The 24,437-nt window shown below is 36.1% G+C and carries 24 protein-coding genes and 1 other annotated feature; all 24 genes read right to left on the bottom strand.

The window, feature by feature from the left end; translation table 11 throughout:
- Positions 1-137: 137 nt before the first annotated feature.
- The 24 genes from ileS to mraZ all read right to left on the bottom strand — a co-directional run bounded on the left by ileS (position 138) and on the right by mraZ (position 24,310).
- Entirely contained in the window at positions 138-2,900 is a 2,763-nt protein-coding gene (ileS, locus tag UtA1_RS07780) for an isoleucine--tRNA ligase (RefSeq protein ID WP_016837490.1), read from the bottom strand.
- Between the two features lie 100 nt (positions 2,901-3,000).
- Positions 3,001-3,231: a binding site (T-box leader), on the bottom strand.
- A 71-nt stretch (positions 3,232-3,302) separates the two neighbouring features.
- Positions 3,303-3,857: a DivIVA domain-containing protein gene (locus UtA1_RS07775; protein ID WP_096550602.1), complete on the bottom strand. Its 555-nt coding sequence runs from the start codon at positions 3,855-3,857 to the stop codon at positions 3,303-3,305.
- 86 nt (positions 3,858-3,943) lie between these two features.
- The gene (locus tag UtA1_RS07770) at positions 3,944-4,729 is read right to left on the bottom strand and encodes a YlmH family RNA-binding protein (RefSeq protein WP_016837492.1); all 786 of its coding nucleotides are present in this window, start codon (positions 4,727-4,729) and stop codon (positions 3,944-3,946) included.
- Between the two features lie 84 nt (positions 4,730-4,813).
- On the bottom strand, positions 4,814-5,077 hold the full coding sequence (locus UtA1_RS07765; protein WP_016837493.1) for a YggT family protein: 264 nt from the start codon (positions 5,075-5,077) through the stop codon (positions 4,814-4,816).
- A 23-nt stretch (positions 5,078-5,100) separates the two neighbouring features.
- Complete coding sequence (locus UtA1_RS07760; RefSeq protein WP_016837494.1) at positions 5,101-5,559, bottom strand: cell division protein SepF; 459 nt, start codon at positions 5,557-5,559, stop codon at positions 5,101-5,103.
- 12 nt (positions 5,560-5,571) lie between these two features.
- Complete coding sequence (locus UtA1_RS07755; RefSeq protein ID WP_096550601.1) at positions 5,572-6,243, bottom strand: YggS family pyridoxal phosphate-dependent enzyme; 672 nt, start codon at positions 6,241-6,243, stop codon at positions 5,572-5,574.
- A gap of 75 nt (positions 6,244-6,318) precedes the next feature.
- On the bottom strand, positions 6,319-6,555 hold the full coding sequence (locus tag UtA1_RS07750; RefSeq protein WP_016837496.1) for a hypothetical protein: 237 nt from the start codon (positions 6,553-6,555) through the stop codon (positions 6,319-6,321).
- A gap of 212 nt (positions 6,556-6,767) precedes the next feature.
- Positions 6,768-7,547, bottom strand: a complete 780-nt coding sequence (gene sigG, locus UtA1_RS07745; protein WP_026019001.1) for an RNA polymerase sporulation sigma factor SigG — start codon at positions 7,545-7,547, stop codon at positions 6,768-6,770.
- A 105-nt stretch (positions 7,548-7,652) separates the two neighbouring features.
- Entirely contained in the window at positions 7,653-8,327 is a 675-nt protein-coding gene (gene sigE / locus UtA1_RS07740; RefSeq protein WP_238536180.1) for an RNA polymerase sporulation sigma factor SigE, read from the bottom strand.
- A 53-nt stretch (positions 8,328-8,380) separates the two neighbouring features.
- The gene (locus UtA1_RS07735; RefSeq protein ID WP_096550599.1) at positions 8,381-9,208 is read right to left on the bottom strand and encodes a sigma-E processing peptidase SpoIIGA; all 828 of its coding nucleotides are present in this window, start codon (positions 9,206-9,208) and stop codon (positions 8,381-8,383) included.
- Positions 9,209-9,463: 255 nt separating this feature from the next.
- A complete protein-coding gene (gene ftsZ / locus UtA1_RS07730; protein WP_016837500.1) occupies positions 9,464-10,615 on the bottom strand; it encodes a cell division protein FtsZ in 1,152 nt (383 codons plus the stop codon).
- Positions 10,616-10,667: 52 nt separating this feature from the next.
- On the bottom strand, positions 10,668-11,960 hold the full coding sequence (gene ftsA / locus UtA1_RS07725; RefSeq protein ID WP_096550598.1) for a cell division protein FtsA: 1,293 nt from the start codon (positions 11,958-11,960) through the stop codon (positions 10,668-10,670).
- A gap of 107 nt (positions 11,961-12,067) precedes the next feature.
- Positions 12,068-12,436, bottom strand: coding sequence for a small basic family protein (locus UtA1_RS07720; RefSeq protein WP_016837502.1), 369 nt, complete (start codon positions 12,434-12,436; stop codon positions 12,068-12,070).
- A gap of 3 nt (positions 12,437-12,439) precedes the next feature.
- Positions 12,440-13,156, bottom strand: a complete 717-nt coding sequence (locus tag UtA1_RS07715; RefSeq protein WP_016837503.1) for a DUF881 domain-containing protein — start codon at positions 13,154-13,156, stop codon at positions 12,440-12,442.
- Positions 13,157-13,170: 14 nt separating this feature from the next.
- Positions 13,171-13,893 (bottom strand): DUF881 domain-containing protein, encoded by a 723-nt coding sequence (locus UtA1_RS07710; protein WP_016837504.1) that lies wholly within the window; start codon positions 13,891-13,893, stop codon positions 13,171-13,173.
- Entirely contained in the window at positions 13,865-14,692 is an 828-nt protein-coding gene (locus UtA1_RS07705) for a cell division protein FtsQ/DivIB (protein ID WP_096550597.1), read from the bottom strand. The genes UtA1_RS07710 and UtA1_RS07705 overlap by 29 nt, the downstream gene beginning before the upstream one ends.
- A gap of 20 nt (positions 14,693-14,712) precedes the next feature.
- On the bottom strand, positions 14,713-15,801 hold the full coding sequence (ftsW, locus tag UtA1_RS07700) for a putative lipid II flippase FtsW (protein ID WP_096550596.1): 1,089 nt from the start codon (positions 15,799-15,801) through the stop codon (positions 14,713-14,715).
- A 43-nt stretch (positions 15,802-15,844) separates the two neighbouring features.
- Entirely contained in the window at positions 15,845-17,197 is a 1,353-nt protein-coding gene (gene murD, locus UtA1_RS07695) for a UDP-N-acetylmuramoyl-L-alanine--D-glutamate ligase (protein ID WP_096550595.1), read from the bottom strand.
- On the bottom strand, positions 17,194-18,168 hold the full coding sequence (gene mraY / locus UtA1_RS07690; RefSeq protein ID WP_096550594.1) for a phospho-N-acetylmuramoyl-pentapeptide-transferase: 975 nt from the start codon (positions 18,166-18,168) through the stop codon (positions 17,194-17,196). Before mraY ends, murD begins: the two co-directional genes overlap by 4 nt.
- Before the next feature lie 161 nt (positions 18,169-18,329).
- Positions 18,330-20,249 (bottom strand): stage V sporulation protein D, encoded by a 1,920-nt coding sequence (locus UtA1_RS07685; protein WP_096550593.1) that lies wholly within the window; start codon positions 20,247-20,249, stop codon positions 18,330-18,332.
- A 63-nt stretch (positions 20,250-20,312) separates the two neighbouring features.
- Entirely contained in the window at positions 20,313-22,520 is a 2,208-nt protein-coding gene (locus UtA1_RS07680; protein WP_096550592.1) for a penicillin-binding transpeptidase domain-containing protein, read from the bottom strand.
- Positions 22,517-22,897 carry a cell division protein FtsL gene (gene ftsL, locus UtA1_RS07675; protein WP_096550591.1) on the bottom strand — a complete coding sequence of 127 codons (381 nt, stop codon included), beginning with the start codon at positions 22,895-22,897 and terminating at the stop codon, positions 22,517-22,519. Before ftsL ends, UtA1_RS07680 begins: the two co-directional genes overlap by 4 nt.
- On the bottom strand, positions 22,898-23,848 hold the full coding sequence (rsmH, locus tag UtA1_RS07670) for a 16S rRNA (cytosine(1402)-N(4))-methyltransferase RsmH (RefSeq protein WP_096550590.1): 951 nt from the start codon (positions 23,846-23,848) through the stop codon (positions 22,898-22,900). It abuts the gene before it with no gap.
- 30 nt (positions 23,849-23,878) lie between these two features.
- Positions 23,879-24,310, bottom strand: coding sequence for a division/cell wall cluster transcriptional repressor MraZ (mraZ, locus tag UtA1_RS07665; RefSeq protein WP_016837513.1), 432 nt, complete (start codon positions 24,308-24,310; stop codon positions 23,879-23,881).
- Between the last annotated feature and the right edge of the window lie 127 nt (positions 24,311-24,437).

Genomic DNA, 24,437 nt, shown 5'->3' with positions numbered 1-24,437 from the left:
AAACCATTTTGTAACAATCTTACAAATTCATATATCGCTCCATTAAATTTCCCTACTAACCATTTTATTAAAAAAGATGTATTTGCAAACAAAAACCGCCCTTGAATTACAAAAGTAATTCAAAAGCGGTCTATTAATTATTCGTAATGATTGATTACAATTTCTGCACAGCGAGCACACAATGTTGAATGTTTTTCGTTTTGTCCAACAGTTTCAGCATAAGACCAGCAACGTTCGCATTTTTCGCCATTCGCTTTCTCAACAGCGATGGATGTTTTATCTAACTCTACAGCATTGTTTGGTGCATCTTTTCTATTGCCTAGAACAACAAATTGTGATACGAGTGAAATTTGTTTAAAGTCAACATGTTCATCATTTAATAATGCTAATACTTCTTCATCATCTGCATAAACAGCCACTTTTGCATCTAATGGTTTACCAATGATTTTCGCGTTTCGTGCCTCTTCTAAAGCTTTTAATACTTCGTCACGAATCTCCATCACTTGATTCCATTTTTCACGAAGTTCTTTGAAGTTGCTGCGTTCATCAACTTCTGGGAAGTCTGTTAATTGAACAGAAGCTTCTTCTTCATTTAAATATGACCATAATTCATCCGTCGTATGTGGGATGATTGGTGTTAGAACCTTTAATAATGTATGCAAGCAATCATACATCACTGATTGCATCGCACGGCGAGCTGGATTGTTTGGCGCCTCAATATATACTACGTCTTTCGCAACATCTAAATAGAATGCTGACAATTCAACAGACACAAAGTTGTTGATGGAATGATAAACTGCTGAGAAATCATATCTGTCATATGCAGCACGCACTTGTTTTAATACATCCTGCAAGCGCATGTACATATATTGATCCACTTCACGCAATTCTTCATATGGAACTCGGTCCGTTTTTGGATTGAAATCATATAGATTCCCGTGTAAATAACGAAGCGTATTTCGGATTTTACGATACACTTCAGAAATTTGTTTTAACATGTCCATCGAAATACGAACATCACCTGTATAATCTACAGAAGCAACCCATAGACGAAGAATATCCGCACCATATTGTTTCATCACTTGTTCAGGAGCGATGACGTTTCCAAGGGATTTACTCATTTTGCGTCCTTCACCATCTAAAACGAACCCATGAGATAAAAGCCCTTTATATGGAGCATGTCCATTAATTGCAACAGATGTAATTAACGATGAGTTAAACCATCCACGATATTGGTCAGAACCTTCTAAATAAAGGTCAGCAGGATATTTCATACCTCGTTCAACAAGCACACCTTGGTGAGTGGAACCAGAATCGAACCACACGTCCATAATATCTTTTTCTTTCGTAAATTTTCCGTTTGGACTGCCTGGATGAGTAAAACCTTCAGGTAATAAATCTTTTGCTTCTTTTTCAAACCAAATATTTGAACCGTGTTCACGGAACAATTTTGCTACGTGAGCAATTGTTTCTGGTGTAATAATTTCTTCTCCATTTTCAGCGTAAAATACCGGAATTGGCACACCCCAAGCGCGTTGACGGGAAATACACCAGTCACCACGATCGCGAATCATGTTGTAAAGGCGAATTTTACCCCAGCTTGGTGTAAATGTTGTATTTTCAATAGCTTCCAACAATTGATCGCGGAACGGTTCGATGGAACAGAACCATTGCGGCGTTGCACGGAAAATAACCGGTTTTTTTGTACGCCAGTCATGTGGATAGGAGTGCGTAAAGAAATTTAATTTTAATAAAGCTCCGACCTCTTTTAATTTTTCAGTCACCACTTTATTGGCATCATCATAGAACATGCCTTCAAATCCAGGTGCTTCATTAGTATAGCAACCTCGGTCATCGATTGGGCTCAATACGTCCAAACCGTATTTTTTCCCTACGATATAGTCGTCTTCCCCGTGTCCAGGTGCAGTATGAACACATCCAGTACCTGCATCGAGTGTTACGTGTTCTCCAACCATTACTAAAGAATCGCGGTCATAGAATGGATGTTTCGCAACAATATATTCCAATTGTTGTCCTTTTACTTCTTGAACGATTTCAACTTGTTCCCATCCAATTTCTTTTGAAACGTTTTCAATCAATTCTTTTGCAACGATATATAAGTTGCCATCCACTTTCACAACGGCATACGTAAATTCCGGGTTAACAGAAATACCTAAGTTAGCTGGAATCGTCCAAGGTGTAGTTGTCCAGATGATGAATTTTGCATCTTCAGGAACAACGCCTTTTGCGTCTTTAATTTCAAAGCTCACATAAATGGATGGTGATTTCACATCTTTATATTCAATTTCCGCTTCCGCCAATGCAGACTCGGAAGACGGAGACCAGTAAACAGGTTTTAACCCTTTGTAAATGTACCCTTTCTCCGCCATGCGGCCGAACACTTCAATTTGGCGGGCTTCGAATTCAGGTTTTAATGTAATGTATGGATTTTCCCAATCACCCCGTACGCCTAAACGCTTGAATTGGGCCTTTTGATTTTCAATTTGTTCGTAAGCATATTCTTCGCAAAGTTTGCGGAATTCGGCAATTGACATTTCTTTGCGATTAACACCTTTTTTCGTTAACGCATGTTCAATTGGAAGCCCGTGCGTATCCCAACCTGGAATATATGGAACATGGTAACCTGTCATAGAACGATGACGGTTAATCATATCTTTAAGGATTTTATTTAATGCATGTCCAATATGAATATCCCCGTTTGCATATGGAGGACCATCATGTAATACGAATTCTGGTCGGCCTTTCGTACGGTCATTTACCAGCTTATTAATATTCATTTGTTCCCATTTTTCTTGAATTTTTGGTTCGTTAACCGGAAGATTTCCACGCATTGGAAAATCAGTTTTAGGCATTAATAACGTATCTTTATACTCTACCATTCAACTTCCTCCTTTAATTATTTTGACCTATACGTATTTTTAAATTTGGATTTTGCAAAATAGAAATTCACTCTCAAAATAAAAAAAGTTTCTCTATCCCTATAGGGACGAGAAACGATTGCCCGTGGTACCACCCTTATTCACAACGTCAATAAAATAATTGACCGTTGCCTCATGACACTGTAACGTCGTGTAAAACGAAATCACTTACTTTCCTTTCAGTGATTTGGCTCAGGAGCGATTTTCTTTTTTGCTGCTTGTTCGAGCTTCCACCGTCCTCGAATCGCTAGTTGCCGCAAGCAAAAAATACTGTCTCCGTCAACACCTATTATCCCTGTTGATTAAATTCCTGTGTATCAGTATATGAAAATCATACCACCTAGTCAAGTATTAAGAAAATTATTACAATTTCCCTTGTTCTGATGTACTATTTTTAATAAATTCTTCTTCATCCTCTAACTTAAATTGTTCTTGTATCTCCGTTAATCCAATATCGTATTCCATTAAGTGATCCCAATCATCGGCATTCAACAAGTCCAACTGCGCTTCTACTAACATTTTGAAACGGTTTCGGAATACTTTTGATTGCTTTTTTAATGCATCAATTTCAATTGTTATTTTCCGTGCTTTTGCTAATGCTTCATTGACAATACGATCCGCATTTTTTTCCGCTTCTTTAATGATAAGTTTTGCCTCTTGTTGAGCATTTCTGCGTACTTCCTCTGCCGCTTCTTGCGCTACGACAATCGATTTTTGCAAAGTATCTTCCATTGTATTATAGTGCTCCATTTGAGCAGTCATTTGTTTTACCTTTTCTTCAAGCTCTTTTTTCTCTCGAATAATGAGCTCATAATCTTTAATAATTTGATCTAAAAATTCATTTACTTCGTCTTCTGCATAACCTCGAAAAGCCCTCGTAAATTCTTTATTATGTATATCAAGAGGTGATAGTGGCATGGTCTCGCACTCCTTTAGTCAAAATGTAAGCTTATAATTATTATAACGTTCGATGAAGTTCTTTACAGTAAATTTTTAAAACAATCTTACTTTCGCTCAAATAGTCCTATTGTTAATCGAATTTTGTCTTTTTTCGTTCGCCCTTCAATACGTGTAATTTTGAAACGCCCAAAGCCTCGACAAGAAATTGTATCCCCTTCTTGCAGCTCATAGGATGTTTCTTCACAAAGAGCAAAATTAACTTTTACTTTACCTCCACGAATTAAGTTTTGGGATTTTTGCCTTGAAATATTAAAACTATTTGATAATATCGCATCTAATCTCATTGAAGATACAGTAAGCACTTTCTCTATCCATTCATCTTGCGGAAGAATTAGCTCTTCCATGTTTTCTAATTCATCAATCCGCACATTTACCCTGCCGATTTTCGTCAAATTAGTTTTCACGTATAGTGCAATCTCTTTTGTACAGGCAAATTGAATAATTTCCTTATCAATACGGATGTCTCCAAAATGTTTGCGGTCAATTCCTAAGGAAAGCAAAGCTCCTAACACATCCGGATGCCTTAATTCAACAAATTTAGAAGGGAATGTTAATTTTAATATGATAATTTCAAAATCTTTTATAGTTGGTTCAAAATAGGATGGGGCAATGTACAACCTTTTCCTTTCCGCTTCTTGAAACGCCCCTTCACTATAAACGTTAATTTCATCATGAGTTCCAATAACGGATTGTACTATATGTTGTTCTCTCGGATCTAAGAACACGGTTAATTTCGGGGCATATCGATCTTCCACTTCTTTTTTCCATTCAATGACACGTTCGATAAATGGTTGTTCATCTTTTCGAAAATGTTGCAAAATATTCTGCATGTCGTCAACTCTCTCATGAATAATTCAGAAAATAAAGAACATTATATAAAAAGGATGTGACTCTTCTTTGAGCCGCACCCATCGTTAAAATAGAATATAACTTAATACTTTATAAACTCCACGCTCAATAAATGTGAGAACAATTAAGGCGATAATTGGTGAAAAATCAATCATTCCAATCGGTGGAATAAATTTTCGGAAAAACCCTAAATAAGGTTCACAAAACTTTTCTAATATCTGACCAAAAGCAGTACCTCTAGATGCTGGAACCCAAGACATTAAGATATAAATAATCAACATTAATGAATAAATTTGAAATCCTATCGATATGATTTGTATGATTGCCATAAATTCCTAATTACCTCTCTATTTTAGATATCGTCGTAATAATAATTGGAAATTTCACCTTGCACTTCAACATTTTCTGGAGTGCATAGAAAAATATTGTCACCAATTCGCTGAATATCCCCACCTAGAGCATATACGGTGCCGCTTAAAAAATCAATGATGCGCTTTCCAGCCTCATGGTCAATTCGTTGAAGATTGACGATGATGGCACGTTTATTTTTTAAATGCTCAGAGATATCTTGTGCTTCAGCATACACCCTTGGCTCTACTATAACGACTTTGGCGTTTTTCAATGAATTTGCAGATTGAATATTAATAACATTTAACGTTTTCTCTTCACCATGGCTATTGACAATTTTTTTCGTTTTCCTAGTTACAGTCTCTTGTGGTAATGAAACTGGTTCTTTTGCTGTTGGTTGAATTTCTTGCTCTTCTTCTTCATCTAAGTAAAAGAAATTTTTTAATTTGCTAATCATGCCCATCTTTTCAACCTCCTATCCTACAAGAGCTGTTCCGATTCTTATAAAAGTTGCACCTTCTTCAATAGCAATCTCATAGTCGTTGGACATCCCCATCGATAACTCTTGGCATGGTGCATACGGTAAATTCAGCTTCATAACCTCTTGTTGTAATTCTTTTAAATCACGAAAAACTTTTCGAATAATTTCTTCGTTCTCTGTATTTGGAGCCATTGTCATTAAACCGACTACTTGAATTTTGCTGAATTTTTCTAAAGATTGAATGAAAGGAATCACTTCTTCTTTGCTTAAGCCATGTTTTGATTCTTCACCTGAAACATTTGCTTGAACAAAACATTTTACTGGTTTTATTGCTCGCTTTTCAATTTCTTCCGCTAAGCTCATACGATCCAATGAATGTAAATAATCAATTTCGTTAATGACTTTTTTTACTTTTTTTGATTGTAGGGTGCCAATATAATGCCAAGCAGCTTGATCTTGAATCGATTCTTTTTTCGCAAGTAATCCTTCTGGACGATTTTCGCCAAGATGAATTAATCCTGCATTTAATACTTCTTTCGTGCGTTCAACAGATACTTGTTTTGTTACTGCAATAATTTGAATATGATCATGTTGTCGGCCTGCTCTATTTTTGGCTCCTTCTATTCTTTGTTGAATAATTTCTAAGTTTTCGCGAATACTTGCCATCATAATCCCATCTTTACAACTATAGTTTCTTTCATTTTAACAATCAAATCTCTATTTTTCAATGAATACCAATAATTAAGAAACCCCTTTTACTAAAATGACATCTTTGCCGATTACTAAAATATCGTTGATGAATACTTTGCGAACAGGTTCTTCACCTTGTAGAAAGGTTAAAAACTTTTTTGGTTCTGATACAAGAAAAGCTGTAATCATTCCGGTTTGTTCACAAACTTCTGCATCGATAATGTACCCGATAAATCTGCCACTGCCCGCCTCAATTATTTCCTTTTGTTGAACTACTGAAAATTTCAATTGAATCTCCTTTCAATAAATGATTACTTCAAGAAAATACAAAACTTCGTTCAGAAAACTTCAAAATACTTTGAATTTATTCTAGAGCAGCGATGAGAAGATAAAATTTAATCTATTTTACGACAAAAGCATACTCGATAGGACCTATACTACTCTTTATAAAAATAAAAACGCACTTGTGAAAAGTGCGTCGGATTTTACAGTGATGATCCTTATCCTAATTTATAGTCTTTTTGCATGGTTTCAATCGCATTCTTTTCAAGTCTAGAAATTTGAGCTTGTGATATTCCAAGGGATTTTGCTATTTCTGTTTGTGTTTCGCCATAGTAGAAGCGTTTTGCAAGAATTAATTGTTGACGTTCATCGAGCTTTTGAATACTTTCTTTTACACTAACATACGCAACCCATTGGTCTTCTGACACGGCTTCATCCCTTAATTGGTCCATGATATATACTGCATCTCCACCATCGGAATAAATCGGCTCTTGAAGAGATAGTGGATCTTGTATCGCATCTAAAGCATATAGCACATCTTCTTTTTTCATGTCAATCATTTCAGCTATTTGTTCAATTGTTGGCTCATATAAATTTTCAGATATGAACTTTTCTTTTGCCTGCATTGCTTTATAAGCTATATCTCTTAAAGATCTTGATACGCGAAGAGCATGATGATCTCTTAAGTGTCTTCGAATCTCACCAATAATCATTGGTACAGCATATGTTGAAAATCTTACATTATGCTTTAAATCGAAATGGTCGATGGCTTTTAATAATCCGATACATCCAACTTGGAACAGGTCATCTGCTTGTTCACCTCGATAAGAGAATCTGCCGACGATACTCAGTACCAGCCGTAGATTACAAATCACCAATTCATCTCTAACCCATGTTTCTCCGTTTTTCAAACGAACAAATAGCTCTCTCATTTCTTCATGTTTTAATACTGGCAAAGAAGCAGTATCAACACCACAAAGCTCAACTTTTGTACGCACCATCTTCTTTTCCTCCAGACTTTTTATCTCTTGGATTGTTTTTTAAGTTTGTCCGAAAAGGAAAAGAATATGCGTATTGTTACTAGTCCAATTTCAGCCAATTCTTTATGAGATTGGTTGGTTTAAGGATTCTCTTAACTCGGAAATAATTTTCTTTTCTAAGCGAGAAATATATGATTGAGAAATTCCTAAGTGATCCGCAACTTCTTTTTGCGTCATTTCCTTTTTACCGTTTAAACCGAATCTGCATTCCATAATGTATCTTTCTCTCTCGCTTAATCCGTTAATAGCTTCAAACATTGACGCACGTTCAATTTTCTTCTCAACATCATTCATAATAATTTCTTCATCTGTGCCTAAAATATCTGATAGTAGCAGTTCATTACCGTCTGGATCTGAGTTTAATGGTTCATCTAAAGAAACTTCACCCTTCATACGACTTGTCTTTCTTAAATGCATTAAAATTTCATTTTCAATGCAGCGAGAAGCGTATGTGGCAAGTTTAATATTCTTTTCTTTATTGTAAGTTTCAATCGCCTTTATTAATCCGATAGAGCCAATACTAATTAAATCTTCTATAGGTGTACCTGTGTTATCAAAACGCCTTGCAATATATACAACAAGACGTAGATTTCTTTCAATTAATGTATCACGAGCTTTCATATCACCATTCATAAAGGCTTCTATTACTGACATTTCTTCTTCTCTAGATAATGGTACCGGCAATGAATCATGACCTCCTATATAGTATGTTTTTTTAGTGCGAAACTTACTAAATATTCTCGTGATCAGTTCTTTCAGTTTTTTAAACAACCATTCTCCCCCTTTATGAATTAGTTCAACGCTAAAACGTGGAGTATCATTTGTGCATTCTGCGGAAAACGAGCATCGTGTCTAGTAAAAACAACATATTCATCCAATATTTCCTTCTTTACGTTTCCGTAAAGAATCAGACGGTCAAAACGAAATGCTAATGCGGTTGACGTTTCTTTTTGGACCGTTGACAATATCAAAATTCTGATTTTAGGGTACATAAAGCTAGGAAACATTGTTAGTTGATAAGGATTCTTGTCGTCCCACGTAAGCAAACCTTCTTTTAACTCTTTTGGCAATTTTTCTTCTACCGCTTGATACGATAAGAAATGAACCGGTTTTCCGCTAATCGGTTCCACACATTCATTTCCCGTATCAATGAATCCTTTCAACGAATATGTTTTTTGAAATAGCTCTAATTCACAATCAACGACAAAGGATTGTTGCAACCTTTCTTTTGTCATATTTCTCCATTTCGAATGAATAAAAGTTAAACTAAGAACAGCGATACTTAAACAAAAGATAAAAAAAATAAGATCCGATTGTCTAAGTAAAAAAGGTAATAAACTTGTGAGCAACCCACCTAGAAAAAAGGTGGCAACAAGCAACACTGTTCCTTGTTTCAACAGTGTTTGAATTCGAAAGGAGAAAGCGAGTCCAATTAATAAAAGAAAACTTGCAACTGCTCCTATAAATGTGTGATAAAGTATTGAAGACACGAGTCCGCTAATGAATGCACTAAATAACAATCTTCTTTTCCTTACATACAATCCCGTTATTTCCTTCGTAAACTTTAATAAAAAGTAATTAAATAACGTATTGTATAGTACGAGTAATTCTCCAATCATTTTAGCGTCCTCCTATTGATAGATTATCACTGTCTCCATGTGGAAAATGTCAAAACGTTGTAGGGAAAGTGGAGTTTTTATTGACAAAATATTGCATATACCGAGAAAATATGCATAAAAAAAGGAACAATCTAGCGTAATTTTTAATACGCTAGATTGTTCCTTTGCTACTTTTTCGTTGATAGATAAATATTTTACTTGAGAAAATGTCGAATTTTCAATTTTTGTGTAACATTATTTCTTAATTTAAAATAGTTATTGGTTTCGATGACGACGATTTCTTAAAAATGTCGGAATGTCTAAAATATCTTCTTGTTGATTGCGATTATATTCCGCTTGCTGTTGCGGTTCTACATTGCGTTCCCGCATTGGTTGTTGTTGTTGAACTATGTTCTGCTGTGAGCTACGAGTATTGATAGAAGGTCTTACACTTTGTGTGTTTTGAGGTGCAGCATCTTCTGAAAAGCCCGTTGCAATCACTGTTACAATGATTTCATCATTTAAGTTTTCGTTAATCACTGATCCAAAGATCATATTCACTTCTTCATCAGATGCAGACGCAACGATATCAGCTGCTTCTTGCACTTCAAATAGACTTAAATTTGTTCCTCCAGTAATATTCATAATGACACCTTTCGCGCCATCAATGGAAGTTTCAAGTAGTGGACTGGAAATCGCTTTTTTCGCAGCTTCAGTCGCACGATTTTCGCCAGAAGCAATACCGATACCCATAAGTGCTGATCCCTTATTGGACATAATTGTCTTTACGTCCGCAAAGTCTAAGTTGATGAGACCTGGTGTAGCTATCAAGTCGGAAATCCCTTGCACCCCTTGACGTAATACGTTGTCAGCTTCACGGAAAGCTTCAAGCATTGGAGTGCTTTTATCCACAATTTGTAATAATTTATCATTCGGAATGACAATCAGAGTATCCACCGCTTCTTTCATTGCAGCAATACCACTAATTGCCTGTGTTTGTCTCTTCTTACCTTCAAAAGAAAACGGTCTTGTCACAACCCCAACAGTTAATGCTCCCAAATCCTTTGCAATTTGTGAGATAACTGGTGCGGCACCTGTTCCAGTTCCTCCACCCATGCCTGCAGTGACAAATACCATATCTGCTCCACGAACAACTTCTTCAATTTGTTCTCTACTTTCTTCAGCAGCTTTTTTACCTATTTCAGGATTTGCCCCTGCACCTAATCCACGAGTCAGTTTACTACCAATCTGTAATTTTATTTCCGCTTTTGATAGTTTTAAAGCTTGAGCATCTGTATTTACTGCAATAAATTCAACACCTTGAACTCCATGTTCAATCATTCTATTTACAGCATTATTTCCACCGCCGCCTACACCAATTACTTTAATATTGGCTAGCTGGTCAATATTCGTATCAAATTCTAACATTCTTTCTCCTCCTGCCACACTAGTCTAAGTTTTTTTATATTCTTCTTTTTATTTATTCAAAAAATTTATCAAATAACCTTTTTGCTTTATCGATAACGCTCGATTTATTACCGTTATCAGCTTTTTCAGATGCATGAGATTGTTTTTTAGGAGGAGTAGTAACTGAACCTACCGCTTGATAAACAGGTGCTTTTGATACCGGGCTTCTTCCAAAAAATTCATCTTCCATATGTGCATAACAAATTAAGCCAACAGCAGTTGTAAATGAAGGTTCTCGAACCCCGATATAATCAGGAATATAAATTCTCACGCGCGTTTGCAAAACTTGGCGTGCAAGTTGAGCAATACCTTCTAATGAAGCAACACCGCCTGAAATGACGATTCCACCAGGTAAATCTCTTACTCCTAAGCGAGCTAATTCGTCTAAAACGAGATCAAACAATTCTTCCAAACGGGAACTGATAATTTCCGCTAAGAATTTTTGACTGTACTCTTCTGTGGCATCTGTACCTACAACTGGCACTTCAAATACTTCCTCTTCCGAAGCATCCTCATAGAAGGCATGTCCATATTGTCTCTTTATTTTTTCGGCTTGTTCAGTTGGAGTTTTTAATATGATGGATAAATCTTTTGTAATATGGTCGCCACCAATCGGAACGACTCCTGTATGAGTTAACAAGCCATCTTCAAATACGGCAATCGTGGTTGAACCGCCACCAATATCAATAAATGCGGTACCTTGGTTCTTTTCGTCTTCCGTTAATGCAAAATATCCTGCTGCCAAGGGTTGCAAATAAATTTCTTTTATATCAAGTCCTGCACGCTCTACACATCTCAGAACATTATGCAACAATGTGCGAGATGTAGTAATCATTGTGGCATCCATTTCAAGTCGAATACCAATCATACCGCGGGGATCTTTAATTTCATCCAAGTTATCGACAATAAATTGTTTTGGAATTAAATTGACAAGTTCCCGCTCTGGTGGTATCGACATCACTTGAGCAGATTCAAACACTCGCTCTAATTCATCATCTGTAATTTCACGATTTTCGCTATTAACTGCCACAACACCTTTCACTGGCTGTAAGGCTGTTTGATTTGCAGGTATACCTAAAACGACCTCTCGAATTTGAATTCCTGTCATTCGTTCTGCCTGTTCAACGGCTTTTTTAATTGATTGAACGGTTGCATCTATATCAACAATTGCACCTTTTCTAACGCCATTCGTTTTGACGTTTCCAACTCCTATAACATGCAACTGGCCATCTGTTACATCACCAATTAATACTTTAATAGAAGAGGAACCTATATCGAGTGAAATATATATATTTTGATGGTTCATCTCACCGCACCTCCTTCGAATGCTACTACACTCATTTTATTTTAAAATACTATATATGTCTAAGTAAATTCTTGTATAACATAATACATAATAAAATTCTACAGCTATTATACAGTTTTTTCATCCTTTTTTACATGTCTGTCTTCCCACTTTTGTATCAAAATTCGTCGAATGATTGCAATATTTTGAAAAAGTCTGACTCCAAAAGCAAAAACCGCTGCTAAATATAAGTCTACTCCCAAATGGACACCTAAAAAAGCTAGTCCAATAGCTAACGCGATATTAAAGAAAAAACCTGTGATAAACACCTTATCATCGTAAACTTGTTGCAAATTTGCCCGAATTCCTCCAACAATTGTATCTAGCGCAGCAAGTACAGCTATTGATAAGTAATTTTCATAAACTGAAGGAATTTGAATATCGGTCAATAAACCTAAAGTTAATCCTAATACTAATCCTAAAAATGGTAACCACATATTCTAATCCCCTTCACTTTTCAGCAAATAAGTATTAGTTAAATCCCCATCATAGGCATCAATCGTAATCTCCTCTTTTGCTGGGTGTATTGTCAACTTCAAATTATCGAGATAAAAATCATCTTGAAAAGTCGAAGCATATAAATAGCTATGAAGTTTTTCTGCTTGTTCAAAGTTTTCCGTAATAATATAAATATCTACATTTGAATTGCTTATTGGAACACTGTTGACTGTCGTTTTTCCATTAATATCCCGAATGGCAGTAGTATGGACAATTCTCTGTCCATCTATTTCAATATAAAGACCGTTATAACGATATATTTCGTTCACAAGTCTAATTAAAAGATCAGGGGATATTGGTTCCACTTTATAGCCGCTCAGAATCAACTCTTCTGCAGGCCTAATATTTAAATGAACTCCTGGACCAACCACCTTTGTCAGACCTGCCCTCTTTTTTAAATTGTCAACAGTTGATTGTAATACTTTTCCTTGTTCTTCAATGTTTGCATCTTCATATTCTGCTGCAATTTTTTTTAATGAAACAATTTCGTTTAATAGTTCAGAGTGCACTTTTTTTTCTTCTGATAGCTCTTGACGTATTTCCCAAATGTCTCTAGTATCTCGTGATTCAGGTTTTTGTATTGTATTATATTGAACAGCAATCATTAACCCTACAATAAAAGAAATAATCGTGATTCGAATGACTACTTTATTTTCCACCTGCCTGCCCCCTTTTAAGAATTTATTGAAGGCATTTCAATATTATCCAATGCTTGAATAGTTACGATAATTGAATCATTTAATAATTGATCAAAAACTCCACCTGCTATTTTTAAAGAAGAAATTAATGTTTCTGAATTTCCGATTGCTTCAATTTCAAAAGGAGCAGGATATTGTGTTCCATCCACCGTAATCACAGGACCATTGCAATGAATATAAGAATTTGGTTTCAACCGATGTCCATTAATAGCAATTGCTTCAGCACCGGAAATTTTTAATTCATTAATGACCATAAAAATATGACTTTCATGAACAATATAGTCATTTGGATTTGTCGATTTCGGGTTGTAATGTCCGTCTTTTAGTGTAACTCTGATTCCTTCACCATGAGCAGGCAATTCGCCTAGTATTAGCCTCAATTTTTCAGCTTCCTGTGCTAATTCTTTATAGTCATTTGTACTTTCAGTAAAAGACTTTTCATATTCTCTTATTTGAGCTTTTAATGCATTGAGCTCATCCATCAATTCTTTATTTCTCTCTTGTTGCTCAATAAGCTCTGTGCGGTATATATCTTCCTGTTCAAAATAATTCGAATCAAATTGTTTATCGTCTCTTGCCAAATTATAGGCATAGCCAATAATGAAACCTGTTACGATACTAACGAATAGAAGGATAAAATGTTTTCGCTTAAATTTATTTTGTTTTTTCTTATGAAGTGGATTCATCATTTTCCACATCCTGTTCTTCCTTCTCACTATCGGTTTGCGTACCTATATTCAAAACCTTATATTCTTCTGAATAGGGTTTGTAATAAGAACCAACTTCAATATCGATAATTCCCTTTTCATACTCTCCAGTGCTTTCGATTTGAGCAACGATTGCCGGATAATATTTAAGTTTTTCAGCTAGAGAAGTAATTTCCGCCCTTACTTCATAGCCATCGTTCATAAACAATGTAATCGCAAATGGATCCGTTTCTGTAGAAGCTAAATTAATTTGTGAAATTAACGCTAGCACCTCTTCATCAAGTTCAGCCAATTCTTTTAGTACCAATTTCCTTAAGTCCTCATCATGGAAATGCAAAAAGATTGGTGCATCAATTGGAGGAAATTCTTCCGATTTTTTATAAACAACCCCATTTTCCAATATCGGGTAAAAATGATTATTTTCAAAGATGTAGGCTACTTTTCGATATTCTTCTATTTCAATTTCTACTGTTGTAAGCAATTTTCGCTTCACAACTACATGTTTGACCCATTCATCTTGTAAAGTTTCTTCAACGTTTGAAATTTTAAACCCCCACATTGAATGGCCGATTTCAAGTCCAGACTTTTGTAAATAATATTCTTTTTTTGCTAAGTCCGCTCCATGCACCGTAATTTTTTGTATATTACTATAAGGAGATTGGAAATAAAGGAGTAAAAATAACGTCGCTACAAATAGTGATATGATGACAGCAAACTTTATGTTTGTTCGTCTTCTTCTTTTTTTCTTCAAAGTTGGTATGCGTTCTTCTATATCAATAACTTTGTCCATTTTTACTCCTCCTTTCCAATTTATACGGTTCGATTGGATATTGAAACGATGACGCCAACAATAAACCAAATAATCATTAACGAAGTACCGCCATAACTAATAAATGGTAATGTCACACCAGTTACAGGAATCAGCCCGATTACAACACCAATATTTAACGCTGCTTGAAAACCAATCATTGCTACAAGGGAACTAATGGCGAAAAAATCAAAGCTTCTAGTTGCTTGCAGAGCTAATCCTATTCCGGAATAGATAAATAAACAGAACAGTCCAATGATTAAACAACCGCCCAAAAAACCGATTTCCTCTAAAATAATTGAAAAAATAAAATCATTTTGCGGCTCTGGCAAATATAAAAATTTTTGTCTACTTTGTTGAAATCCATGCCCGAGTAACCCAGCAGGTCCAATGGCCAGCAAAGACTGTACCGCTTGGAAACCGCTTCCTAATGGATCTTGCCATGGATCAATGAAAGCCTCAATTCGTTTCAAGCGATAAGGAGCCGTAGCAATTAGACCGATTAATCCGGCAACACCAAGTAAGATAAATGCCACATACAGTTTTATTGGATATTTTGCAATAAAGAGCAATATAAAAGAGGATACAATTAAAATAAACACAGATCCGAAATCGGGTTGTAACATGATTAAAGCACTTGGGATTAGAATGATGAGGAAGTGCTGGAGTCGGACAACCCGTTCACCGTTTGGCACTTTGCTTAATAGAAAACTTAAATACATTAATGTCGTAATTTTTACTAATTCGGCAGGTTGAACTGTCAATGGGCCAATTCCGATCCAGCTTTGTGATCCATTCCGCTCAAGACCAATTCCTGGAATTAAGACAAGAACAAGGAGTACGAGAGAAAATATATATAAGCTAATCCATGTTTTTTCATTGTGAAATATCGGCATATTCGAAACAATGTAGAAGACAATTAATGCCAATAAAAGATAAATGGATTGTTTAATGTAAAATGGAATTTCACCTTCATAGTGAATCGCACTCCAATATGTACCTGCCGAATAAATGAAAATTACACCAATAATCGAAAGTATGAATGCCGAAATAATAAATAGCCTTTTATACGTAAATTTCAGGGATGGCATCCTTTCCTAAATAATTTTTGCTTCAAAATCAAGTTGGCATTTTTTAAGAAAGCTTCATTGCCGCCTCGATAAATAAATCTCCTCGCACTTCAAAACTTTTATATTGATCCCAACTAGCACAAGCTGGTGACAATAATATAACGTCGCCATTCTCAGATAGTTGCGCAGCCTTTTCAACAGCTTCCTCGATATTTGTAGCAATGTCCCATTTCTTAACATTGCAAGATTTTGCAAATTCGATAAATCGGTGTTTCGTTTCGCCCAAAGCTACTACCGCTTTTACATTCTTCATTGCTTCACGCAATTCTTCAAAGGAATGTCCTCGATCAAGTCCACCGGCAATTAATACAATCGGCTGATGAAATGCTTCTAAAGCTACTTTTGTTGCTAAGCAATTCGTCGCCTTGGAATCGTTATAAATTTTTCGACCATTCCATTCACGTACAAATTGAGTACGATGGCGAACACCAGAAAAGTTTTTTAACACTTCTTCCATCGCTGATTTGTCGCATCCATAAATGTTGCAAGCAGCAATGGCTGCTAATATATTTTGCAAATTGTGTTTACCAGGTAAAGCAATCAATTCTCGATGAATAAACGGTTCTCCTTCCCAGTAAATCATAGAATCATCAGCACTAATTCCTTCTTTCATGCGACCTTTTACGCTGAATGGAATTTTTGTTGCATTGGATTTACTTGCCCAATCTGCAACCACATTTTGATCTTTGTTAAAGATTAAATAATCTTCTTCTGTTTGATTTTTGGTAATACCAAATTTCGCTTTTGCATAATCCTCAAAAGTTCCATGATAGTCTAAATGTGCATCATATAAATTTGTTAACACTGCAATTTTGGGCTTAAATTGTTCAATCCCCATTAATTGAAAAGATGATAATTCCGTTACAATTACTTCATCAATGCTGGCATTTTCAGCTACACCGCATGCTACAGTCCCAATATTTCCAGCAATTTTTGGCTTGCGATTCCCCGCTTTTAACATTTCAAAAATTAATGTCGTCGTCGTCGTTTTGCCGTTTGTTCCTGTAATACCAATCATTGGTGCTTCGCTTACTAGATATGCTAATTCAATTTCAGTAATGACAGGTATATTCTTTTTCAAAGCATCTTTGACAATTGAATTTGTATAAGGAATGCCAGGATTTTTTACAACAAGTTCGAAACCTTCATCCAACAAATCTTCTGGATGTCTCCCACATATTACTGTAATTCCCATTTTCAATAGATTTTGAGCATCGGGATTTTCTTCGAATGGCTTCGCATCATTAACTGTTACAAATGCCCCAAGTTTATGTAGAAGCATTGAAGCTGCTACACCGCTTTTTGCTAAACCTAATACTAAAACTTTTTTATGTTGAAATTTTGTTGTATGAATCATAAATATGCCTCCGCTATCACAGCAATCATTGCTACTAGTAATGCCGTTGACCAAAATACAGCGACAACTTTTCGCTCCGACCATCCAGATAATTCAAAATGGTGATGGATAGGGGCCATTTTAAAAATGCGTTTTCCTCTCGCTTTAAAACTTACTACTTGAAGGATAACAGATAATGTTTCAATTACAAAAACTAGCCCAATAAGCAATAGCAATAATTCTTCCTTTACAATGACAGATACGAGTCCTAGAGCTCCTCCAAGAGCGAGAGAACCCGTATCTCCCATAAATACCTTTGCTGGATTCGCATTGAAAATTAAAAATCCTAGCAAAGCTCCTGTTACTGCAAAAGTAAATAATGCCACATCCGTCTGCCCATTAAATAGTGCGATGACGCCAAAGGCACTAAAGGCGATTGATGCTGTGCCAGCCACCAATCCATCTAAACCATCTGTTAAATTGACCGCATTGGAAAAACCAACGAGCCAAAAAATTAAGAAGGCCACGTAAAGTATTCCTAAATCAACCGACCAGTCGGTAAAAGGAATGCTGATGGAAGTATCAAATGTACCTAGCCTTAATAGTAAAAAGGCTAAAATGGAAATAATGATTTGACCGACTAATTTTTGCAATGAAGTCAAACCTAAATTTCTTTTAAAAACAATTTTAATGCCATCATCAAGTAATCCGATGACACCAAATCCTGCCAAAACTAATAACATAACAACGGATTGGGTAGTAAATAATTGAAGCATTTTTCCAACAACGATTGTAGTTGTAACGATGGAAATTAAGAAAATCACTCCACCCATCGTTGGCGTTCCGGCTTTTTTCATATGGGATTTGGGACCTTCCGTTCTAATACTTTGGCCAAACTTCAACCGTCGAAGTATTGGTATTATCAACGGCCCCAATATTACTGAAATAAGAAAGGATACTGCTAAAATAGTTATTGTTATTTCAATAGACATGTTAGATCTCCCTCAAAAACTTCATTCTGAATCGATTTCTACAATATCATAGATGGAAGCATGGTACTATTAACAAAATAAGGAAAGTTCCTCTCTTGTTATTGATGAACTCCCGCGAGGAAAAGCTTCCTTGCCGCAGGAGCAGTAAAATTCAATTCTATTTAATCTCCTAAATATAAATGAATCGTTCCATCCACTTCAATAATATTATCCGGTTCAGGCAATTGACTTTTTACAACTTTTCCTGTTCCATGCATTTCAATATGGAATGGGTATTGAAGCTTCATGATTTCATCCACTTTCATTCCAACTAAGTTTGGTACCCGTTCTGTCATTGGATCTCCCCAACGATACTGCTTTTCCAATTGCCCTTCCCGATTACCTTCCAAACCGATGATTGGCGCAATGTCTTCTATAATTTGCCCGACGATAGGTGCTGCAATGGTACTACCAAAAACGACTGAACTTTTCGGACTATCAATCGCAACATATACAACGACTTGAGGATTATTACTCGGCGCAAAGCCGATGAAAGAAACAATATAATCCCCAACCTTATATCGACCATTTTCTACTTTTTGAGCAGTTCCTGTCTTCCCACCAATACGCAGCCCATCACGATATGCGTTTCGTCCGGATCCATTTGCAACAACAGATTCTAACGCATACCTTACCTTTTCGGAAGTTTGTTCACTGATAACCGTACGTTTTAATTCCGGTTGATTTTCAAGAATGATTTTTCCCGTTTCTGAATCAACAATTTTTGAAACGACATATGGCTTAAATAGTTTCCCTCCATTAATGGCTGCAGATACAGCTTGAACTTGTTGAATAGGCGTTACAGCAATTCCTTGCCCGAAAGACGTTGTTGCATGCTCAACAGGTCCAAAAGCTTCTTTTGAGAATAATATGCCGCTCGCTTCTCCGGCAATGTTTGATCCAGTCGGTTCACCAAAACCAAAGTTTTTAATGTACTGCAATAACTTATCTGGACCCACTCGATGCCCAAGTTCAATAAACCCCGGGTTGCAAGAATTTTCTACTACTTGTAAAAATGTTTGTTGTCCATGTCCCTCGCGCTTCCAACAGCGAAGTCTTGAATCTTCTACAATTGTATACCCCTTATCATAAAAAGTCTCTTTTTCTAAATCCACTTTCCCTTCTTCAATGGCAGCGGCTAGTGTAATGATTTTAAATGTTGATCCTGGCTCAAAAGTCATCCAAACGGGCAAGTTGCGGTTATAAATTTCAGGTTTCACTTTTTCTAAGTTACTTGGATCGTATGTAGGATAAGAAGCAAGGGCTAAAATTTCTCCCGTATTTGGATTCATGGCGATTGCTAAGGCTTGTTCTGCATTATATTTTTTCATCGCTTGCGACAATTCTCTTTCAACCACTTGCTGAACTTCTAAGTCAATTGTTAGTTGTACAGTTGCTCCTTGATGCCCTTCTCGCCACTCATCATCTACGTGTGGTAAAGTATTTCCTTTTGCATCCGTAAACAAACGAATTGCCGCATCTTTTGATGTGAGGTATTTGTCATATTGATATTCAATGCCTGCTAAGCCTTGCGTATCATAGCCAGTGAATCCAATAAAACGGGATAATAAATTCCCATAAGGGTAATGTCGAACATAATCGACACCTGTATATAGACCATCAATTTTTAACCCTTGAAGTTCAACAGCTTGTTCATAAGTAATGTTTTTTGCTTCTGGTGCAAGCTTTACTAAGTACGATTTTGAATTCATTTTTTCATACAACTTTTTTTCATCAACTTTTAAGACAGAAGCAATTTGTTTGGCAGCTTGTTCAATATTATCATTTTGTGCAGGCATAAAATACAAGGTCGGCGCTAATTTATTTGTTACAATGACTTCACCGTTACGATCGACTATTTCTCCTCTTTCTGAAGCAAATGGAATTTCTCGATCCCAGTTTTCCTTTGCCAGTTCTGTCAACTTGTCATGCTGAATAATTTGAACAATAAACAGTCGGACGATGGCGGCTATCACAAAAAGAATAAAGCCGTACATTACAATCCGCAACCGTTTTTTGGAGACGGTTGAAATCCACTTCATTCGACATCACACCTCGTTTTTTACAAGGTATGAAACGAACTTCTCATCTATTCAAAAGCTAAGCTAATCTTGGGGCAATTCCTCAGATTCCTCACCACTTATTAAGAATAATTCTTCAGGAGTTTTTAATTTAACAACGATCGGGGAGGAATCAGTAATTATTGTATTTTCTGATACACTTTGGCTTTCTACATAGCCTTCTCCTACGATTTCAATGTTTATACCGGACATCGCTTTATAGATTAGTAAATTTCTCAATGACCAATTTTCAAAAGAAGGCAATGTCACAACGCCATCCGTTTTTAAAAAGACGATGCTATCTTTTACCATTGAAACTCCTTCTTTCGGATATTGGTCAATAATTTCTCCGCCTTCACCAATGATAATTGTTTTTAAACCTTGACTCTCTAATTCTTGTTTTAAGTTCGCAGCTTTTTTCCCAATATAGTTCCCTATCGTTATTTTCTCTACAGGTTTCGCATCTTCTGGATTAATGTTTAAATATTTTAAGCTATTTTCCATTACAGGCTTAAATACTTTTTCCACCGGTTCAGAACCAATTTCAGTTCCTTTAAGTTTTGGTCTTTTCACTGCTACATAAACAATCAATTGTGGATCATCAACAGGGGCAAAACCTAAGAAGGAATATAAATAATTGTTTTTTCCATATAAATAGCCTCTTCCATTTGGATTCGGTATTTGAGCTGTACCTGTTTTCCCCGCAACTTCATATCCATCAATTTTATAGTTTCTCGCAGTACCTACTTCCGAAGTAACGGTAGAAGCCAAAATTGCTCTTACTTGTTTCGCTGTGCTTGCAGAAATCGGTTTTCCTTTTTCTTTCGGTTGATGATTTTCAATCACTTTTCCTGTGGAAGAATCCACAATTTTATCTATAACATATGGTTGCATCATAACGCCATCATTCGTAATGGCTGTCATGGCTTGCACTAGCTGTATCGGCGTCACAGTAGAACCTTGTCCGAATGAAGTTGTTACATAGTTAATTGGATATCGGGTTAAAATTGTTCCTGTTACTTCTCCCGGCAAATCAATGCCTGTTTTTTTCCCGAATCCAAAGGCTTCTAAATAATCAATAAAAGTATCATTGCCCATTAGTTCTAGTAAATTGGCCATCGCAGTGTTGGATGAACGTTGGAAACCTTCTAAATAAGTAATTCTTCCCCAACCATGAATATTGTGGTCACGAATCGTTCTGTCCAACACCCTATAAGAACCAGATTGATACGTAGCATTCGGATGCCAATTGCCTGTCTCAATTGCAGCAGCTAAAGTAAATGTTTTCATTGTAGACCCGGGTTCAATTACTTCTTGTGTCACGTAGTTTAACCAGTTGTTTTCCAAACCAATTCTAGTTTCAGGATCGAATGTAGGACGTTGAGACAATGCAAGAATTTCACCTGTTTTTGCATCCACTACAAGGCCAACCATCGAGTCAGGATTATATTCTCGGTCCACATTTGTCATCGCATCTTCCAAGAAGTTTTGAATTGTTTTATCAATTGTTAAATAAATATTGTCACCATTTTTCGCTGGTTGTACCATCTTATCTCTGTTTGGCAATAAATAGTGAAATGCATCGCTTTCATATTTAATTTTCCCGTTTTCTCCAGTTAATTGTTCGTTGTAAATCAATTCTAATCCCATTTTCCCTACAGGAATAAACGTTCCATCCTCTTGCTTTTCTCTTTGCGTAAAACCAATTAAATGGGATGCAAAAATACCGTTTGGATAATATCGCTTCGTATCACTTACAAATTTAATACCAGGTAATTTTTCCTTTTCAATTTTCGTTTTGATTTCGTGACTGATTCCTCTTCCTGCAGAACCGAATTCAACTTGATAATAATATCCACCATTCGGCCTTCGTTTTGTTAATATCTTATAAATAGTCGATTCATCCATATCAATATAATTTGCTAATATTTCAGCTGTTTTTTTAGGATCTACAACATGTTGTGGGTTATTTGGGTTTGTTGTTGCAACTGGATTGACAACGGCGATTAGTCGATAGCTTAACGTATCTTCTGCTATTACATTTCCATTCCGATCTAATATTTTTCCGCGTTCAGCAGTAATCACCGCTTCCTTTTGGTACAATGCTGCAGCCCTTGCCTTTAATTCTTCTCCTTCAACTTGTCCAGTAATTTGGATGTAAGTAATCCTTAAGAATAATGCAAAAAAGAGCCCTCCATATAATAAAAACATTAGAAAGGCTCCCCATTGAAAACGAAATTTCTTTTTCTTCATTCTCCCGGCACTACCTTTACGTTATCTTCTTTAAGAGTTAAACCGAGTGAATTGGCTTTTTCCCAAATTCTTTCATATGTTGATAATTCGCTAACCTGTACTTTTAAATCCGCATTTTCTTTTTCAATTTCTGCGATTTCTCTTTCAATTTTTTGTATTTCAATCGTTGTTTTTTGAATTGAGCTTTGTTTATGTAATACGAATACAGATAAAGTTGCAACAACTATAACAAATGCGATATATAAAAACTTTTCCCTTGCTGTAATGATTTTACGTTGCTTCTTTTTTGCTTGCCTTGTATTTGGTTGATTGGTGGGTTGTTGATAGGGTATTTCTTGTTGTTGATAATATAATGGTTGCCTAACCCGAACTGCCATTTAGCCACGCCCTTTTTCATGAATTTTTTCAGCGATACGTAATTTTGCTGATCTCGCTCGATTGTTTGCCAACAACTCTTCCTCCGATGGAACAATCGGCTTTTTCGTAATATTTTTTAATACCGGTTGGAATTCATCTGGTACGATTGGTAAACCTGGAGGTAATTCTGGTAATGATGAAGCCTCTTTAAATATTGTTTTAACTATGCGATCTTCCAAAGAGTGGAATGTGATAACGCTTATCCGACCGCCAATACGTAATAAATCAATGGCATCTGTCAGCGACTCTTCAATCGCCCCTAATTCATCATTCACTGCAATGCGAATTGCTTGGAAAACTCGCTTTGCTGGATGTCCACCTGTACGACGACGAGATGCTGGAATGCCCTCTTTAATTAAATCGACAAGCTGTCCTGTTGTTTCAATGGGTGCTTTTTTTCTTGCCATTTCAATTTTTCGAGCAATTTGCTTTGAAAATTGTTCTTCCCCATAACGGAAAAAAATACGCACTAAATCTTCATATGGCCATTCATTTACAATATGGTAGGCAGTTAGTTCTTGAGTTTGATCCATTCGCATATCTAAAGGAGCATCGTGCTGGTAACTAAATCCTCTTTCCGGAGTATCTAATTGGGGTGAGGAAACTCCTAAATCATAGAGAATACCATCAACTTTCTGAATATTAAGTTTATCCAATTCCTGTTTTATATACCTGAAATTGGAATGAACAAAATTCACTCTATCCTTATAATTTTCCAAACGTTTTTTCGCATGTTCAATGGCAGTTAAGTCTTGATCAAAACATATTAGTCTACCATTGCTAGAAAGTTGTTGAACTAAGTACTCGCTATGACCAGCACCACCTAATGTACAATCCACATATATTCCGTCTGGATGAATATTTAAGCCATCGACAGTTTCTTTTAATAGTACAGTTGTGTGATCAAACATGAAATGATTGCTCCTTCATCGATGTATTCGCTAGAAGTCAAAGCCAATAAGATTTTCTGCAATATCATTGAAAGATTCCTCTGCTTCGTTGAAATATTCTTCCCAAAGTTCTTTAGACCATATTTCAATCTTAGTTGAAACACCTAAAATAACACATTCTTTTTCAAGTTTTGCGTAAGTAGCAAGATTCGAAGGGATGTTAATGCGCCCTTGTTTGTCTAATTCAACTTCGGTAGCCCCAGAAAAGAAGAACCTAGCAAATGCTCTTGCATCTTTTTTCGTCATTGGCAAGTCTTTCAGTTTTTCTTCGAGCTTTCGCCATTCGTTCATAGGATAACCAAAAAGACAGTTATCAAGCCCCCGTGTAATGACAAAAGTATTTCCTAATAATTCACGGAATTTTGATGGTATGATTAAACGTCCTTTGGCATCAACAGTATGTTGATATTCTCCCATGAACATGCTACTCACCCCACTTTAGTAAATAATGTACCACATTCCCCCACTTTCCACCACATATTTCTTCGCATAGTTTGTAAACTTTTCACAAATTATGCCAATTGTACTCCGTAAACAGAGCAGTGTATAA

Origin of the sequence: Ureibacillus thermosphaericus, from assembly GCF_002370195.2 — a bacterium.
GTDB classification, from domain to species: Bacteria; Bacillota; Bacilli; order Bacillales_A; family Planococcaceae; genus Ureibacillus; species Ureibacillus thermosphaericus.
Note: the sequence above shows the minus strand (reverse complement) of the source record. Positions and strands in the feature narration are given on the sequence as shown.